Here is a 17,024-nt window from a genome sequence, read left to right as displayed (position 1 = left end):
GGATTGTCGGGGCGCGTCTGCTTAACTGGGATGGTACAGAACAACGCGGTGGTCGGCGAGCCTTTCTGACTCCATGGCGCGCCATGGTGGACTATGCACGCTTGTGGAAGATTTTCCCGCATCATCCCTATTTTGCCGCTTTCAACTGGCATAACACCCCAAAAGAACAAGAGGATATCGAGCTGCCAACAGTATCCGGTGCACTGATGATGTTGCCGCGCCACGCCTGGGAAGCCTTGGGTGGTCTGGATGCAGGCTATTTTTTACATGTCGAAGATATTGATATTTGTCTGCGCGCACACAAGGCCGGTGGAACAACTCTCTATTGTGGGTCAGTCTCGGTTCGCCATCTGGGAGGCAGCAGCAATACCTCCAGAGTTTTTGTCGAATGGCATAAAACGAGGGGATTGATGCGCTATTTTCATCGTCATTTTTCCGAGACCTATCCCGCCTGGGGTCTGAGATTGGTGGATCTGTTGCTTTGGATACGCTGGCTGGCAATCTTGCCAAAACTGCTCTGGATCGACCTCAAGCGCTGGTGTGGCAAGCAAAAGGAGAGAGATGCAGTGAGCTCTTTGCGTGCACCAGGTTAAGTGCTGCTGTTGCCAGTGCTTGCCGGCATGCCTCAGTTGATCCTCCTGGATCCCGGTTTGTGCACGGGGGGGTTACTGGCAGATCTCAATGATTACAGTAAGTTGGCAGCAATATATGGCAACTGTTCATTTGCTGCAGATCTTTGTTGCTGGTAAACCAAAGAATATTAATAGTATCAAAATAAACAATAGTGGAAAGTTGTTACACATCTGTGCATATAGAATATGACACAATCATAAAATTATAAGCAAGATATTTTGCAAACAATATTGTTAATACAGAGAATAGAGAATGTCACCAAGAATATGACAAGCTGTCTGTTGTCTACGCATGCTAAATTTATAATTCGTATGATTGTGAGATTGTGCAATCTGACGATACTATACTGAAACGATGCAGAATCGTTAGCAGGATGTATGTATGCCGAAGCTTTGAGCATCCTTCAGATAATTCGCAGTATTTTTGCATACTTTCACGGATGGAGTACAATAGCATGACTAGTGATACCAGCAGCATGATCGAAGTAGTAGCGCGCATTATTTGCCGCAATGACCACCTTCTTTCTATTGATGAATCAGTGGGCGATGTCGATCAATTATACACCGAAGAGTCAATAAGGAGAGCCTATCCTGGTCAAATTGAGTCTATCGGAAAAACAGGTGTGGTAAAAAAAATAATAGACGAAATAGTGGACCGCAGATGGAAAGAGTTCAGTGATATAGCAAAAGAGATTGTTCAAACAATAAATGGTCCACTGCAAAGTCTCGGTCCTCATGAACATTGACCAACTTGTGTTGGAATTACGACACCAGAATGACAGAAATAGCTTTTTGCACGACAGTAGTAAATTTGCACTTTACAAGAGTATCATCGGCGTCCAAAGGCGCAAACCCGGCAGAATGGTCAGGGAGACAGCAGGGGGGGTAGTACAGATCTATGGAAAAGCCCCCCCATTTATGTTTCCAATACAACTGTCCCAAGCTGCCTGAAAGATCCAGTTGGGGGTGTCCACTTCTTGAGCGTTGATTAGTCAATGTGGTGGAGAGTCGACGGCAATAAATGAGAAATTTCAGCAATAAGAGCAAAATTTACTTATAACCTGTTGCTTGCCTGTGCAGTTATATTTTTACCGGTTTCCGCTGAGCTCTTTTTGCATGGAACGCAATAATGTTAACCGTTTGGCATCCTTGACCATCATTTTGGTCAAAACGGGTGGGGGATCTCTCTATTCAAGAAGGGCGATGTTACGTCTGAACCGATAATCAGTAAAATTGCTAAAAACTATACTTAATTGTTTGATGTTTTGTAACTATTCAGGTTCGTGCCTGCCCGCCAGCTCTACCCCCATGAGGATGCTGTGCGAATTGGCGCAAAAATGCGCGCCAATTCGCACAGCTTGCTGCCATTAGGCGCGCCGCGCCGACGCAAAAAGCGCGTCGGCTTGTTGTGAAAGGCGCGCCAAAGGCAAAAGATTAAAAGCAAAATCCCAGGGATTCCATCCCTGGACCCGGCCAGGGAGGTGCCCTTCCTGAACCCGCAGTTGTTTTGGGTGGTGAATGATTACGATGTTTTGTTATATTGTCCTGGTTCTTGCAACTTCAGAAAAGAGCATAGCCATGAATGCAGCTTCTGTAGGTACCGTTATTCCGTTCATAGAATCGGAAAGTAGGCAAATTCAACTCACCTGTGCGGATCTTATTCTGTACTATTTGGAGCAAATCGGAGTTGAGTATATCTTTGGTGTTCCAGGGGGGGCTATCGAGCCACTTTTTAATGCTTTGGCTCGTTTTTCCAGGCAAGGAAGGATGCCCAGAGCCTTGGTAGCGCGCCATGAAAGCGGCGCTGCCTTTATGGCTGATGGATATACGCGGGAATCTTCACGGCTTGGGGTCTGTTGCGCCACCACTGGTCCGGGAGCAACCAACTTGATTACTGGTGTTGCCTCAGCCTATGAAGATCGGATTCCGATGTTGGTGATTACCGCGCAGACCGCCTTACCCAATTTTGGCAGAAATGCGCTCCAAGAGTCTACCCAAGAGTCCATCCATGTTCTCGGTATGTTTGATTGTTGCACCAGATACAACAGCATGGTCTCTCATCCAAACCAGTTGGAAAGAAAACTGATCAAGGCGCTGACCGCTGCATTCAGCCATCCAAAGGGGCCGGTGCATCTGAATATTCCTTATGATATTTTGGGCGAGGAGATGAATGTGCAACTGGGAAGCATGTTCAATCTTCAGGAGATCTTGCAGGAGCCAAAAACAATCGACGAGAAGGGGATCAATAAATTATGCCAGAGAATAAGATGCTCGCATAAAGTAGTGATTTTTCTGGATAAAGGAGCATATTCAGCGATTGACCAGATCATGGAGTTTGCTGAATTGACGCAGATACCGATTGTCACTACCCCGGCAGGTAAGTTTCTGGTCAATGCCTATCATTCTTTATATCACGGTGTATTCGGATTTGCCGGTCATGCCAGTGCCCATAAAGTGCTCTTGGACAAGGATGTAGACTTGATTCTGGCTGTGGGCACCAATTTTAGCGAAATCTCTTCCGGTGGTTGGGATGCGCAACTGCTGACCGATAAATTGGTCCATATCGATGCCAACAGAGATAATTTTCCCTATTCTCCGATGGCCAAGCAACATTTGGTCGGCAATCTGCAACTTACCTTTAGCGCCTTGATTCAACAGGCCAACAAAATTCTCGATGCAGGTTATCCGTTTCCTGGTAAGGCTTTTGCCATGCCCATTTCCGACCAGGATCGCCCATTAAACTATGTGACCTTGCATCATCCCACCAACATCAAGCTGGAGGATGAGCATTTTCATATTGCGGCTGGCAACAAGATTAAACCGCAGCAGTTGGTGTATAATCTGGCACGCCTTTTTCCGGACAATACCCGGTTTATGGTGGATGCGGGCAACTCCTGGGCCTGGATGACCCATTATTTGAGTATCCGACAAAGCAATAACTACCGTATTGGCATGGGCTTTGGTGCGATGTCCTGGGGAATCGGAGCCGCAGTGGGTACCGCCTTGGGCAATCGCTTTGCACCGGTGGTCTGTGTGACGGGGGATGGCAGTTTTCTGATGAGTGGTCAAGAGTTGACTGTGGCTGTAGCCGAGCGACTCGCGGTGATCTTTGTGATTCTCAATGACCGGGCTCTGGGCATGGTGAAACATGGGCAACGTCTTGGTGGCGGCGAAGCTATCGGTTTTGAACTGCCCAAGGTTGATTTTGCCATGATGGGTAAGGCCATGGGAGCAGATAGCTATGTTATCAAAAAATCATCTGATTTTATGGCGCTTGATATTGAAAAAATGTGTCGGAGACTGGGGCCAACCATTCTGGATGTCCATATTGATCCCGAAGAGGTGCCACCCATTGGCAATCGTCTAAAAGCATTGGGTAGACCGGGACAGGCTTCATGAACAGCAGCAACGCTTTATGCACAGCTTTTCACAATCAACGTCGCATTGCCTGGTAGAAGTTATCAATGAAAAAAGCAATCAAGCAAGATGAAAAACGCAAAGGAGTGTTTGCCGAACAGATAACTACCCATATTTGGCAGGAGCTCCCCTCCGCAGAGAATCCCTATCTTGCACAAGCAAGCTATTGCCATGGCTATGACTTGATGACGTTAATGGAGAGATGCTCCTTTGAGGATATGCTGTTATTGTTGTTGCAGGGAGAGTTGCCGACCGCAGAACGCAAGGAGCTGTTGCGTCAGTTAATGATTGCTTTGGCAAATCCCGGTCCTCGACATCCTGCCACCCGCGCCGCCATTACTGCCGGTGTGGGTAAAAGCAACCCCATGCACATTCTGCCCATCGCCCTCACCATTCTGGGTGGGGAGCATATGGGAGCAGGGGAAGTATCCCACAGCATGGAATTTTTACGCTATCATATCCACAAAGATCCCCAGCAAGTCGTCAAAGAGCGGCTGGCGTTGCAACCAAGGCCCGAACAACAGCAAGATTGGGTAATAGCAGCCGGTTTTGGGAGCTGTTTTGGAGGCATCGATCCGCTGGCACACAATATTGCCGCCCGTTTGTCTGCCCTTGCAGGAGCGGGCAAGGCATTGCGCTGGGGAGTGGCTTTTGCGGATGCGTTGCAGGATAACGGTATGGGATGGCGCATACCTGGGGTCGCCGCGGCGGCATTTTTGGATATGAATTTTTCGGGCATGACGCCATGGGTGGGGGCTACCTTGTTCCAACTGTTGTCTGCACCAGGAATGCTGGCCCACGGGTTGGAATATCGGCTGCAACCGTTGACAGCCTATCCCTTTATTCAAGACAACCAATATATTATAGAATCCGATGCCCAAACCAACTGATACCTCTTTTTGGGACCATAACCGTAACCTCATTCGTAGCCGAAAAGGCGGATGGATTGTGGGTCAGGGGGTCTATTGCCATGGCTACTCGATGATGGAGGATCTGTTAGGCAAGGTCTCACTCATGCGGGTGATGGTATTGAATGCGACCGGTCGTTTGCCTGGCAAACGTTTGGGAGCCTGGTTGGAAGCCTCTTTTTTGTGTGCAAGCTGGCCGGATGCCCGCATTTGGTGCAATCAGATTGGTGCCTTTGCTGGAACGCTGCGCACCTCACCCGTGGCGGCCACCATGGCGGGGACGCTTGCTGCAGACTCGATGGCATATGGTCCGCCCACCATGGTCAGAAGCATGCAGTTTATCCAACAGGCTCTGCAACAAAAGGCTGACGGTATTCCTGTCAGTGAGATTGTTGCTGAGGCTTTCAAAAGCAAACTGGGAAGAGGCTACATAGTGGGTTATTCGCGCCCGGTAGCCTCTGGGGATCTGCGCATTCCGGCTATGGAGCGCACGCGCAAACGATTGGGTTTTCCCATGCAAGCCCATCTGAAGCTGGCCTTTCAAATTGGCAAATATTTGCATGAGCAGCATAGTGAACAGATAAATGCAGCAGGTTATTTGTCGGCATTTCTTGCTGATCAGGGATTTAGTCCAGTGGAGGTGGGACGTATCTATGCAACTTTGGTATCCAGTGGTGTTTTGGCATGTTATGCCGATGCACGGGACCGTCCGGCAGAGGCGTTTTTGCCCTTGCGTTGCACCGACATCCACTATCTGGGAAAAGCGCAGCGCCAATATCCAGAGGCAGTATGATGTGTATGCCAATCAGGAGCAGAGTGCACAGATCTGCGCCTGTTGGTGACTGGCATCTGTTGATTGACTGCCGAAGCAGAGTTTGTGTGCATGACGGCAGTGGAGATCCTGCTGAAAATGGGAGATTGCTGCGCCAGTGCTCATCCAGAGTGCTGCCATGCTATTGGTCGCAACGATGATCCAGCTTATCTTCCCTGACGGCTATCGATTGTCTTTCTCATAACTTGCTTGCATCGTTCTTGACCCACAGTTACACTGCCAGCATAAGTGTGGCCATCATGAGCAAGTCATGAACAAAGCAGCTTCGTGCACGGCAGGTTGGGGAGAGGGTCGTCGTACCCAATGGCGAGGGCTGTTCCTGCGGCATGCAGGCGACTCATGGCACTGATGATGTGCATGTTTATTTTTTGTCTTCAGATAATTAGAGATAATAACATGCTCCTCACCGGCGGGTATCAGACCAAGGAAATTATCTACACCAGCGAGCAAACAATCGTCTATCGTGGCTGGAACAAGAATGGCGACCCTGTAATACTTAAAGTGCTAAACGACTCTCATCCCAACCAGGAGAAGCTGGAGAGGTTTCGCCTGGAGCATGAAATATTACAATCCTGCCATGCCAAATATGGATCGGACCATGCGGCGCGGGTGATCCAGGTCCATGAGCTGGTCCAACACCATAACAGTCTGATGATCGTTCTGGAAGATATGGGTGGCGACTCCCTGGAGCAGCATCTGCAGGGCGAGGCGTTGTCTGTTGGGCAATTTCTCTCTCTTGCTTTGCACATCATCGCCATTGTCGAGCAGATTCACGGAAATTTGCTGTTGCACAAAGATATTAATCCGTCAAATATTCTTTGGAATCCGGAAAAAGATTGGGTAAGAGTTATTGATTTTGGTATTTCGGAAATTTTGACCAGGGAGTATATGGAGAGTTGGAACTATCGCAACCTGGAAGGAACTCCGGCCTATCTCGCTCCTGAGCAGACCGGGCGGATGAACCGGGCCATGGATTTTCGGACCGATCTCTATTCTCTGGGTGCCACTTTTTATTTTTTGTTGACGGGTAGCCCACCCTTTAGTTGTAGCGATACTTTGGAAATGGTGCACTGTCATCTGGCGCGACAGGCGCAGCCGCCCCATGATAAAAATCCGCATCTGCCGATAGTGCTTTCGCAAATTGTTCTCAAACTGTTAGCCAAGGAGCCTGAACAGCGCTATCAAACCATCAACGGCCTCAAGAGAGATGTGCAAAGCTGTCAGGAACATTGGCAAGAGCACCACTCTATCCCTGCCTTTGCGCTGGGTCGCTTTGATGTTCCCGAACATTTTATCTATCCACAGAAGCTTTTTGGTCGTGATACGGAACTGCAGATCTTGACAACCGCTTTTGAGCGCACCTGTCAGGGAGAGTCGCAAGTCGTCTTTGTGACAGGTCAAGCGGGTGTCGGAAAAAGCTTTTTGATTCATGAAGCCATCAGCAAAGCTGTATTTTTAAGTGGCTATTTTGTTTCTGGCAAGTTTGACCAATCAGGAAACAATGCACCCCATGGACCGGTTGTGCACGCTTTTCGTGAGCTGGTGAGTCAACTATTGACCGAAAGCAACGAACATCTTTCCACTTGGAAAGAAAAATTATTGCTGATTTCAAAGATAAAAAGGGAGGTCATTTGTCGATTTATTCCTGAATTACAGGTGGTTTTTGGTGCGCAAAACCAAACCATGGAGTTGCCTCCGCAGCAGTTGCGCGACCAATTTCAACTGGCATTCCTGGAATTGGTAAAGATTATTTGCCAGAAAAAGGTACCTCTGGTGCTTTTTGTAGATGACTTGCAATGGTCAGATCAACAGTCACTCCAGCTTTTGGAACGGATGATAATTGATCCTGACGTAAAATATCTGTTACTGATTTTTTCTTATCGTGATACCGGTTTGCAAAATATCCCCCATGTGCGTTGGTTTGATAAATATATAGAAACTGCACGTTCAACCGATAATTTTATCAATCTTGAGCCGTTGAGCTGGACAGATGTGAGCCACCTGGTCGCCAAATGTTTGCAGCGCAAGCCGCGAGAGGTAAGCACCTTGGTTGATCTGTGTATGACCAAGACAAATGGCAATCCATTTTTTCTGAAACAGTTCTTGAACTCTCTCTATAACGAAAATTTGCTCTACCTGAAAAATGGTATCTGGTCCTGGGATCTGAACGGTATTCGTCGGCAGAATATTACAGAAAATGTCGCCGATCTGATAATAAGCAAAATAAAAAAGCAAAGCATAAAAAATCAGGAGTTGTTGCAAATTTCCTCGTGCATCGGCATGACCTTTGATGTGGAGACCTTGGCTGCGGTCATGGGCTTGCCCGCACAAGAGAGTGGAATGATCTGTCGTGAGCTGCTGAAAGATGGCTTTATTATTCCCTATGAGGCAAGACAGGAGTTGACTGCCTATATGTTAAAGCCAAAAATGAGTTATCAATTTGTTCATGACAGAGTCTACCAGGCAACCTATTCCATGATTGAATCAAAACAGCGGACCAGGATTCATCTAGAGATTGGACGGTTTTTGCAACAGAAGTGCCATTCAGACATGAACCATGCCCAGCTTTCCAATATAACCAGGCATCTCAATATCAGCATATCCTTGATGTCACACTTGGAGCAGTGTCAGCTTGCCGAGCTGAATTTTAAGATGGGTCGGCAAGCCATGCTCTCTACGGCACACAATGCCGCATTTGATTATTTTAGAATGGGTATCAAGATATTTGGTGAGGAAGGATGGTTGACTCATTATAAGTTGGTGTTACAACTGCATAATTATGCTGTAGAGGTTGCATATGTTGCCGGATACTACCAGCAAATGCTGGAGCTGGTCGAGTCGGTCAAAAAAAATGCCCACCAGCTCATGGACAGCATCAAAGTACAAGAAAATAAAATTATCGCCGATACATCCTCCATGCAGTTTTCCGAAGCTCTCAATGATGGGTTAAACCTGTTGCGGATTTTGGGACTCTCTTTGCCGGAAGCAGAACCCTCTGCTCAGAAAATTGAGGAGGAGTGGGCCATTTTGGATAAGGCGATGAGTGGCCGCTCATTGGAGTGGTTTCTTGACCGTCCAGACATCACCGATTTACGCATTGAGTCGGCGCTGAAAATAATTGCAACTGTTGTACCGGTGGCAACGATTTTAGGTTCGCGATGGATGCCCTTTTTGCTGGTCTGTGGCATGCAACAAATCATCAAATATGGCCACTCCATCTCTTCTTCTGTGATCACTTGTGACTATGCTGGAATGTGTTTATGTGGTATCCGTGATGATATTGAATCTGGATATATGTTCGGACAGACAGCCATTCTGTTAATGGGTAGATATAACAATAATAAGTATAAAACTCGCATCTTGTTTGAATATAATGTTTCTATTAGGCATTGGAAGGAACACTATATATCTACAATATTGCCATCCTATAAGGATGGGATCAGTGCCGGATTGGATGTGGGTGATATTGAAAGTGTTTCATATAATATTTACATTTATGTAGCGCAATCATTTTTCTTTGGCAGAGCGCTCTCTTTGGCAGACAAGGAGGTGCAGGAGTATCGCAATCAATTGATTGCATTAAAAAATGTCTATTTGGTTGGTTTTGTCGATCTTACTCACCAGGCCATTTTGAATTTATTGGGACAGGCACGCATTCCGCATCTTCTGGTTGGTGAAAAATATAATGAAACAGAAGAGTTGCAAAAACTGCTGGAGACAGGGGGCAGGGTTATCAACTGTAATGTTTCAATCATCCAATTAATATTGCGCTTTTTGTTTCAAAAATGGGAGGGATGCGAAAAATTAATCGCCAGGGTTGTTGAAAATCTGGATGTGCTTGCTGGTAATGCGCAGGTTCCCATATTTTTATTCTTTGACTCCCTGTTTCACTTGGCCATTTTCAGTGAGGGAGATTTTGTCCAACAGCAGCAGTCTATAGAGCGTGTTCGCTCCAATCAGATGCGTATGAGAAAGTGGGCCCTGTATGGACCGATGAATCTGGATCAAATGGTGCAACTGGTGGATGCCGAGCAGTATCGGGTGCTTGGAGAAGATGTTTTGGCCCAGGCGGCCTATAACAAGTCGATCGAGTTGGCAAGAAAATATGGATTTATACACATTGAGGCCATGGCGTTTGAGTTGGCTGGCTGTTTTTATCTGCAACAAGGAGTGGAACATCTGGCCAGGTATCATCTGAGTGAAGCCCGGTATGCCTACAGCCGCTGGGGAGCCTTTGCCAAGGTTGCAGATCTTAACTCCAGGTTTCCAGGTTTTTTTCTCAATTCCAAGAGAGATTTTTATTTTCAGGAGGATGCCGGGAGCGATTTAATCTCTGTGACCCAGAGGGATGCCTATGCAAAACCATCTTCCGTTCCCTTGGATCTTCCCAGTATTATCAAAGCCTCACATGCCATTTCTCGTGAGATTGATTTCAACAAACTGGTCTATAAACTCCTGCATATTGTTATGGAAAATGCCGGGGCGCAACGTGGTTGCCTGATTTCTACTGAAAACAACGAATTGAGCTTGTTGGCCAGCGTTGATGAGAACAGAGATTCTGTCCGGGATGTGGCAACATTTTATTCCGGGGAACAGGCGCTCTTTTCTAAAGAGATTGTACTGTTTGTGCTCCGCACCAAGGAGTTTTTGGTGTTGGAGGATGCAAGCAGTGATTATAAATTTGCACATACTGATTATGTCACCAAAAACAAAATAAAATCCATTTTATGTCTTCCACTGTTTCACCAGGATAAAGTAAACAGAATAATCTATCTTGAAAATAATTTATTGACCAAAGTATTTACTCTCTGTCAAGTTGAGACCATTCGCATTCTCGGCACGCAGGCATCCATCTCTTTGACCAATGCAAAGGTGATCAAAGAGCTGAAAACAACCGAAAAAGATCTGCTCAGTTTTCAGCAGCAGTTGCGCAATCTTTCCAGACACCAGCAGATGATGCTGGAAAATGAACAGAAAAAAATATCTCAGTTGATTCATGATGAGCTGGGCAGTGTACTGACGCGCATCAGAATGGAAACAGAACTGTTCCTGGATGGCTCCAATAAAGAGAGTGTTCCGGTTTCCAGGTTGGATATAGTGGATTTGTTGACCCATATTGATCAGGCAATGGTAACCATTCGCCGAGTTGCCTTCTCCTTGCGCCCCAAAACCTTGGATCAATGTGGACTTCTTCCTGCTTTGCAATGGCAGGCCAAGCAGTTTAGTAGTCAATTTTCGGTGCAGATTGTTCCCCAGTCCAAAAATATCAGGCTGGATGAGGAGCGTGAAATTACCCTGTTTAGAATCGGCCAGGAGGCGATTACCAATATCGCCCGCCATGCCGGAGCCTCGCAGGTCTTTATCTATTTTGATTGGAACGAGCAAGATATTTTATTGAGCGTCAGTGATAATGGGCGAGGAATCAATTTGGATGAAATCAGCATAAATGGTATGGGTATTCAAGGTATGAAGGAGCGTGCCATGCAGTTGAGTGGCAGTGTACAGATAAGCAATGCCGATACTGGTGGAACCGTTGTTGCTGTCACGATACCGCGCAAATCGGGGGATGTGTTCAAACCATGAATAAAATCAAGACATTCATTATAGATGATCATGATATTGTCCTGCAGGGATTAAAAAAAATTCTCAACAGAGAGGTGGATATCCTGGTTGTTGGCGAGGCTCAGAATGGTCGTGATGCGCTGCGCATTATTCGCTCTACAGAAATGGATGTGGTGATTCAAGATGTCTCGTTGCCGGATATGGATGGTTTGGAACTGTTAAGCCAGATCATCCGCATCAAACCTGACGTGCAAATCTTGATTTATACCATGTTTGAAGAGGAGCCTCTTGCCATTCCCTATCTGAAAGCGGGAGCAAAGGGCTTTTTGACCAAAAGAGATCCCTCGCATCTGCTTGTGGATGGGGTGCGTCAGGTCTACAAACAAAAAAAGTTTTTCACCCAGAAAGTGGGTGAAATATTGATGAATAGTTGGATAAATGACAGCGACAAACCCTTGCACGCTTGCCTTTCAGATCGGGAGTTTACCGTTTTTTGCATGATTTCATCCGGTAAAACCATTACTGAAATTGCCCAGGAACTTTCCATTTCCAAGGCAACAGTATCTGTATACAGAAGACGGGTTCTCAACAAGATGCAGTTGAAAACCAATGCCTCCTTGATGCGCTATGCTATTGAAAACAAGATAACACAACCCCTTTGAGCAAGAGGTGGGATCCCTTTATCAAGGAGTGCTGTTACAAACAGATGCTTGGTGGTTGTATTTTTGCTGGAAATGGTCAAGATGATTTGTTGAGAAGTGCTGTTGTTGATACTTGCTGTCTGTTTACTTTTTTATCTCTGGTTGTTTTATCCAGAATCCTTTTTGTCTAACTGGTTCTTCTGTGAGGCTTGTGAATGGAAAGTTCAAATTTTATGCAGTTTGTTGAAAAGGTGCAAAAGCGTGATCCCTTTCAAAAAAAGGCCATCAATACATTTCTTGCCCATCAAGATGAAAAATATTGGCTGAGAGCTGAGAGTTTTGCCAAAAATTTATTGGGATTGCTGAAAAAAAATGGTCTCAGCCAGGAGTATATTGTAGATTCCTACTTGAAAATGTGCAAAAACATGCTTTCTCAACAAGTTGTTTTTAAGCGCACAGGTGTCTACAGTTGTGCTGATTCACAAACGGCTTTTGCAAATGTTTATAATTCAGAAACCGAGATGTCTTCCTACATGTATGGTGTGGCTGTTTCGCAATTTCTTTGGCCAAATCACTATGCAATGTTTGATTTTTTTATGGATACAATCGCCCGTTTTTCCAACGTAAAAAAATATCTGGAAATCGGTCCTGGTCATGGACTGTTTTTGGTAGAAGCCATGCGACACTTTCGAGCTGCCCAATTTTCCGCCATTGATATCAGCCCCGTTTCTCTGCGTATCTCCAAAGAGATTGTCGATCATTTTACAGGTGGGCAATCATGCTCTTTTCAGATTTCAGATGTCCAGAATTTGGATAGTGCATCGTATGATTTTATTTCCATGTGTGAGGTTCTGGAACATCTGGATCAGACCATACCATTATTAAAAAAATTGCACTCCATGTTGACTGCAGAGGGCCATCTGTTCATCACAACCTGTGCCAACTGTCCGGCCATTGACCACACCTATCTTTACAGAAGTGTTCATCATATTCGCCAAGAGTTGCAGGAAGCAGGTTTCAAAATATTGGCTGACATATCCTTGCCTATTGAAAACAAACCAGAAAACATGTGGGAAGAGGAGAGGGTTGAAGTCAATTATGCGGCTCTTCTGACGCACAGTGAGGCCAAATAGTTTTGTATCTAATGGATTATTGCAGTTTTCTTTCTGAGAGAGTCAAACTCTGTTTTCAGCTTTGCTTCTCTGAGCTGGAAGATGTGGATAAGAAGATGTGGATAATCTGTTTTTTTCAGTTTCTCTCTGCCTTGTGAGCAAGGATGGGTAGAAATTGAGTATTTTGCTGTAACTATTCAGATTCGTGCTGGCTCGCCAGCTCTACCCCCATGGGGATGCTGTGCGAATTGGCGCAAAAATGCGCGCCAATCCGCACAGCTTGCTTCCATTAGGCGCGCTGCGCCGACGCAAAAAGCGCGTCGGCTTGTTGTGAAAGGCGCCCCAAAGGCACAAGATTAAAAACAAAATCCCAGAGGCTTTGCCTCTGGACTCCACCAGGGAGGTGCCCTCCCTGGACCCGCAGTTGTTTTTGGCGGTGAACAGTTATATTTTGCTTTTGTTAAGGTCTAGGTGAATCCATGCTGATGTCATCTCGCTCTTTTTCGGATATTTCCAAAGAGTTGCAATCTGAAAATTTTGCTACAATGCCGCTGCTGCGTGTTGCCATTTTGCGCAATATTATGATCGAGCCTTTGGTGACCTATCTGCGTTATGGCGTGTTGAAACTGGGCCTGAATGCGCAGGTGACCCTGGGTGAATATGATACGGTGTTTCAGGAAGCCATTGCCGGTTCATCCACCGTATACGATCAATCCACCGATGTGCTTCTGGTGTTTTTGCACTTGGAGGGGATCTCCTGGGATCTGGCGCGTAATTTTAACGCCCTTTCCAGCCAAGCCATAGAGGAGGAGGTGGCGCGCATAATAGATTATTGCCAAGCCATTGTGCACAATCTGCGTGCCAAAAGCGCGGCAATGATTCTATGGCATGGTTTTTTGCCTCCAGCCTATCCCGCCCTGGGCATTTTTGATGCGCAAAGCGATGCCGGACAGAGCCATGCCCTGCAGAGATTAAACACAGCGCTGCGTGCCGTGGTAAGTGCTGTTGCCAACGCCTACTTTGTCGATATGGGGCTCTGTTTGGCACGGGTCGGTGAGAGCCACTTTTACGACGAAAGATATTGGCATATGGCGCGTGCGCCATACACCCTGGAGGCTTGCGCGGCAATTGCTCAAGAGGATGTCAAATTTTTGCGAGCCAGGTTTGGCAAGAATAAAAAATGTCTCGTTCTGGATTGCGATAACACTCTTTGGGGGGGGATTGTGGGTGAAGATGGCTTGAACGGGATCAAGCTGGGCACTACCTCTCCGGGCTCTGCCTACAGAGAGTTGCAGCAGCAAATCCTCGACCTGCATCATCGAGGCATCATTCTCGCGCTGTGCAGCAAGAACAATGAGGCAGATGTATGGGAAGTTTTCCAGAATCATCCTGGGATGGTGCTCAAGCGGCAGCACTTTGCCGCCTGGCGCATCAATTGGCAAGACAAAGCGACCAATATTCGGGAACTTGCGGTGGCCATAAATATCGGCCTGGACAGCATGGTTTTTGTGGACGACAGCGCATTTGAGGTCAATTGGGTACGCCAGGAGTTGCCTGATGTAGAGGTGATGCACTTGCCCAAGGAGAATATTTTTCGAGCGCGCCAGCAATTGTCTGCTTGCGGATTATTCGATACCCTGACTGTCTCGCAGGAAGATCGTGCACGGGGCAGTATGCTGACTGCTGAGGCGGCGCGCCAGCAGATACTGCACTCTGCTAGCGATTTGCATACCTATTATAAATCTTTGGAAATGCGAGTTGTTGTCTCTTTTGTCGATGCGCAGAGCTTGCAAAGGGTGGCACAACTGACACAAAAGACCAATCAGTTCAATTTGACGACACGCCGTTATTCTGATGCAGATATTGGCCATTTTATCGCGAGTGCCGAGAGTGATGTGTTATACATCCAGCTTGAGGATAAATTTGGCGATTTTGGCATTATTGGTGTCTGTATATTGCGCTATGAAAAGGATCAGGCATATTTTGACACATTTTTGCTTTCTTGTCGGGCCTTGAGTCGAGGGGTGGAGGATGTGCTGTTGACGCAGGCACTGTTATTGGCCAAACGACGTGGAGCAACTGTCGCAGTAGGGGAGTATTATGCCACGCGCAAGAATAGTCAGACAGAGAGCTTTTATGGCACGAGAGGTTTTGTAGCGGCACAACAGGATGGCTCATCGGCAAGCAAGCGTTTTATCTATCCGCTGGATCAGGCGCTTCCCATTCACCCGGATTATTTTTATGCCATTACCACTCACCTTGAGAGTGAGTAGTTTGCTATATCTTTTACAAAGGAGCAGATATGGAAAATTTAGTGAAGCAAATTGTGTCTAATGTCATGGCTGTCCCGGTTGATTCTATACACAATGACTCCTCCCCAGAGAGCATCGATTCCTGGGATTCTCTGAGACATATGAACCTGATACTTGCATTGGAGCAAGAGTTTAAAGTGACCTTTAGTGAGGAGCAGATTACGGAAATGATGCGCGTGGCAACGATCATTTCAACCATCAAGACTCTTCAATAGCAGAGTAATGGCGTTATTGCTGGTGATCGCAACAAATTGCCTGTCTGTACTGGCGACCTGCAACCAACGGCAGTCAGCAGGCAAAACCCCACACCTGCTCATGGAAGCACTCTTTGCCGACCAACTGCTTGGAATCGGCACTCTTTTCGTTTGGCCAATGCCAGGCAGGCACCGGTATCTGTTGCTGTAACCGACTAATATTCTTTATATTTTCCGACAACCACTCCACAGACGCGGATGGTGCTCTGAATATCGAGCAGGGGATAGCGAGAGTTTAAGGGTTTCAGATAGGTTCGATTACCGATCACGATCAACTGTTTGAAGGTAGCCATATGGTCGCCTTCGACGCGGGCCACGAGAAATTGATTGTGTTTGCCTGGCTGGCTTGGATCAACAATGATGGTATCACCCTCCCGGAACTCTGGCTCCATGGAGTCATCATGAACACGCAGGGCGAAGGTGCGGTCGCTGGAACGGGGTGCTATGGGGATCCAGGCCTCTACGGATTGGGGATGGAAAGATTCGATGGGCTCTGCGCATAAGCGACTGGCATCCTCCCAGGATATGAGGGGCAGGCGGGCAAAGATGGGGACGCGGTAGATTTCACCCTCTTCAGTCGCTTTGTTGATGTCGTTTTGGTTCATTCCGGGGTTTGCCCCGACGAGAGACATCTCCCCACGTCCGCTATCCAGCCAAATGGGATCTACACCACATGTCAGGGCAATAGAGACGGTATTGCGGGAGGATTTGGATCGGCCACACTCCAGTTTGTGGACGGCGGTTTGACTGATGCCGACTCGATCGGCCAACTCTTTTTGGGTGAGTTTTGCTTGTTTGCGAGCTGTTTGAATGCGTTCACTAAGGGTCATGGCCTTCATCCTTGCTGGGTTGTTTTGATAACTCTAGGGTAATCATTTCTGATGGTACAATGTTTTGTTTGCACTTTGCAAGAGCAACCATTAAGTTTCATATAAAATTACCTGAGGTAAGGCATGTTCTGGGTAATAGTCCCTTGTCGCGACTATGCTATAAGCGGAGAATTTTTCTCGTATGACAGCCCATTGACGGAATGGTTATCTCGACATCCAAAGGGAAGAGGTGTTTATAGTTGTCTGCCGGTGTTGCGCAAGCGGTCTATTTTTTTTGTATACGAGCTTGTCTAGAGAATGGTTTTATCACACATTTTTTTTGATTTGTTGGTGTAGGTGAGGGGAGGGAGGGTGATCATCATCCCGGAGGGCAACTCATCTTCAGCAAGCAGTTTCTCTTTTGGGACCGATGATCTGTTGGTAAAGGCGTTGATCTGCTTCAGAGAGGTAAGCGTCCATTTCTCCCCAGGGTATCCATTTATTTTGAGAGGTGAGACCATCCCAGAAAACACATTTTTCAGGAG

At 46.7% G+C, this 17,024-nt stretch carries 12 protein-coding genes; 10 read left to right on the top strand and 2 right to left on the bottom strand.

Features of this window, described 5'->3' with window-relative positions:
- From EJP87_RS06345 to EJP87_RS06300, 10 genes are all read left to right on the top strand, one after another.
- A partial coding sequence (locus EJP87_RS06345; protein ID WP_130471021.1) for a glycosyltransferase family 2 protein occupies window positions 1–593 on the top strand: 593 nt, incomplete at its 5' end.
- 494 nt (window positions 594–1,087) lie between these two features.
- Entirely contained in the window at window positions 1,088–1,378 is a 291-nt protein-coding gene (locus EJP87_RS06340; protein WP_130471020.1) for a hypothetical protein, read from the top strand.
- A gap of 832 nt (window positions 1,379–2,210) precedes the next feature.
- On the top strand, window positions 2,211–4,031 hold the full coding sequence (locus EJP87_RS06335) for a thiamine pyrophosphate-binding protein (protein WP_130471019.1): 1,821 nt from the start codon (window positions 2,211–2,213) through the stop codon (window positions 4,029–4,031).
- Between the two features lie 65 nt (window positions 4,032–4,096).
- Complete coding sequence (locus EJP87_RS06330; RefSeq protein WP_130471018.1) at window positions 4,097–4,939, top strand: citrate/2-methylcitrate synthase; 843 nt, start codon at window positions 4,097–4,099, stop codon at window positions 4,937–4,939.
- Window positions 4,923–5,750 carry a citrate synthase family protein gene (locus tag EJP87_RS06325; RefSeq protein WP_130471017.1) on the top strand — a complete coding sequence of 276 codons (828 nt, stop codon included), beginning with the start codon at window positions 4,923–4,925 and terminating at the stop codon, window positions 5,748–5,750. Before EJP87_RS06330 ends, EJP87_RS06325 begins: the two co-directional genes overlap by 17 nt.
- Window positions 5,751–6,185: 435 nt before the next feature.
- A complete protein-coding gene (locus EJP87_RS06320; protein ID WP_193771187.1) occupies window positions 6,186–11,372 on the top strand; it encodes a protein kinase domain-containing protein in 5,187 nt (1,728 codons plus the stop codon).
- Window positions 11,369–12,013: a response regulator gene (locus tag EJP87_RS06315; RefSeq protein ID WP_130471015.1), complete on the top strand. Its 645-nt coding sequence runs from the start codon at window positions 11,369–11,371 to the stop codon at window positions 12,011–12,013. Before EJP87_RS06320 ends, EJP87_RS06315 begins: the two co-directional genes overlap by 4 nt.
- 194 nt (window positions 12,014–12,207) lie before the next feature.
- Window positions 12,208–13,125 (top strand): methyltransferase domain-containing protein, encoded by a 918-nt coding sequence (locus tag EJP87_RS06310; RefSeq protein WP_130471014.1) that lies wholly within the window; start codon window positions 12,208–12,210, stop codon window positions 13,123–13,125.
- 458 nt (window positions 13,126–13,583) lie between these two features.
- The gene (locus EJP87_RS06305; protein ID WP_130471013.1) at window positions 13,584–15,377 is read left to right on the top strand and encodes an HAD-IIIC family phosphatase; all 1,794 of its coding nucleotides are present in this window, start codon (window positions 13,584–13,586) and stop codon (window positions 15,375–15,377) included.
- 29 nt (window positions 15,378–15,406) lie between these two features.
- Window positions 15,407–15,631 (top strand): acyl carrier protein, encoded by a 225-nt coding sequence (locus tag EJP87_RS06300; RefSeq protein ID WP_130471012.1) that lies wholly within the window; start codon window positions 15,407–15,409, stop codon window positions 15,629–15,631.
- 194 nt (window positions 15,632–15,825) lie between these two features.
- Here EJP87_RS06300 and EJP87_RS06295 read toward each other — a convergent pair whose 3' ends face one another.
- A complete protein-coding gene (locus EJP87_RS06295; RefSeq protein WP_193771186.1) occupies window positions 15,826–16,500 on the bottom strand; it encodes a LexA family protein in 675 nt (224 codons plus the stop codon).
- 290 nt (window positions 16,501–16,790) lie between these two features.
- A partial coding sequence (locus tag EJP87_RS06290) for a hypothetical protein (RefSeq protein ID WP_227657484.1) occupies window positions 16,791–17,024 on the bottom strand: 234 nt, incomplete at its 5' end.

Origin of the sequence: Candidatus Magnetaquicoccus inordinatus (genome assembly GCF_004217665.1) — a bacterium.
Lineage (GTDB): Bacteria > Pseudomonadota > Magnetococcia > Magnetococcales > Magnetaquicoccaceae > Magnetaquicoccus > Magnetaquicoccus inordinatus.
Note: the sequence above shows the minus strand (reverse complement) of the source record. Positions and strands in the feature narration are given on the sequence as shown.

What these genes read in the sequence shown, in the direction of transcription:
- EJP87_RS06340 (WP_130471020.1), top strand. Translation starts at nt 1,088, where the DNA reads ATGACTAGTGATACCAGCAGCATGATCGAAGTAGTAGCGCGCATTATT.
- EJP87_RS06335 (WP_130471019.1), top strand. Translation starts at nt 2,211, where the DNA reads ATGAATGCAGCTTCTGTAGGTACCGTTATTCCGTTCATAGAATCGGAA.
- EJP87_RS06330 (WP_130471018.1), top strand. Translation starts at nt 4,097, where the DNA reads ATGAAAAAAGCAATCAAGCAAGATGAAAAACGCAAAGGAGTGTTTGCC.
- EJP87_RS06325 (WP_130471017.1), top strand. Translation starts at nt 4,923, where the DNA reads ATGCCCAAACCAACTGATACCTCTTTTTGGGACCATAACCGTAACCTC.
- EJP87_RS06320 (WP_193771187.1), top strand. Translation starts at nt 6,186, where the DNA reads ATGCTCCTCACCGGCGGGTATCAGACCAAGGAAATTATCTACACCAGC.
- EJP87_RS06315 (WP_130471015.1), top strand. Translation starts at nt 11,369, where the DNA reads ATGAATAAAATCAAGACATTCATTATAGATGATCATGATATTGTCCTG.
- EJP87_RS06310 (WP_130471014.1), top strand. Translation starts at nt 12,208, where the DNA reads ATGGAAAGTTCAAATTTTATGCAGTTTGTTGAAAAGGTGCAAAAGCGT.
- EJP87_RS06305 (WP_130471013.1), top strand. Translation starts at nt 13,584, where the DNA reads ATGCTGATGTCATCTCGCTCTTTTTCGGATATTTCCAAAGAGTTGCAA.
- EJP87_RS06300 (WP_130471012.1), top strand. Translation starts at nt 15,407, where the DNA reads ATGGAAAATTTAGTGAAGCAAATTGTGTCTAATGTCATGGCTGTCCCG.
- EJP87_RS06295 (WP_193771186.1), bottom strand. Translation starts at nt 16,500, where the DNA reads ATGACCCTTAGTGAACGCATTCAAACAGCTCGCAAACAAGCAAAACTC.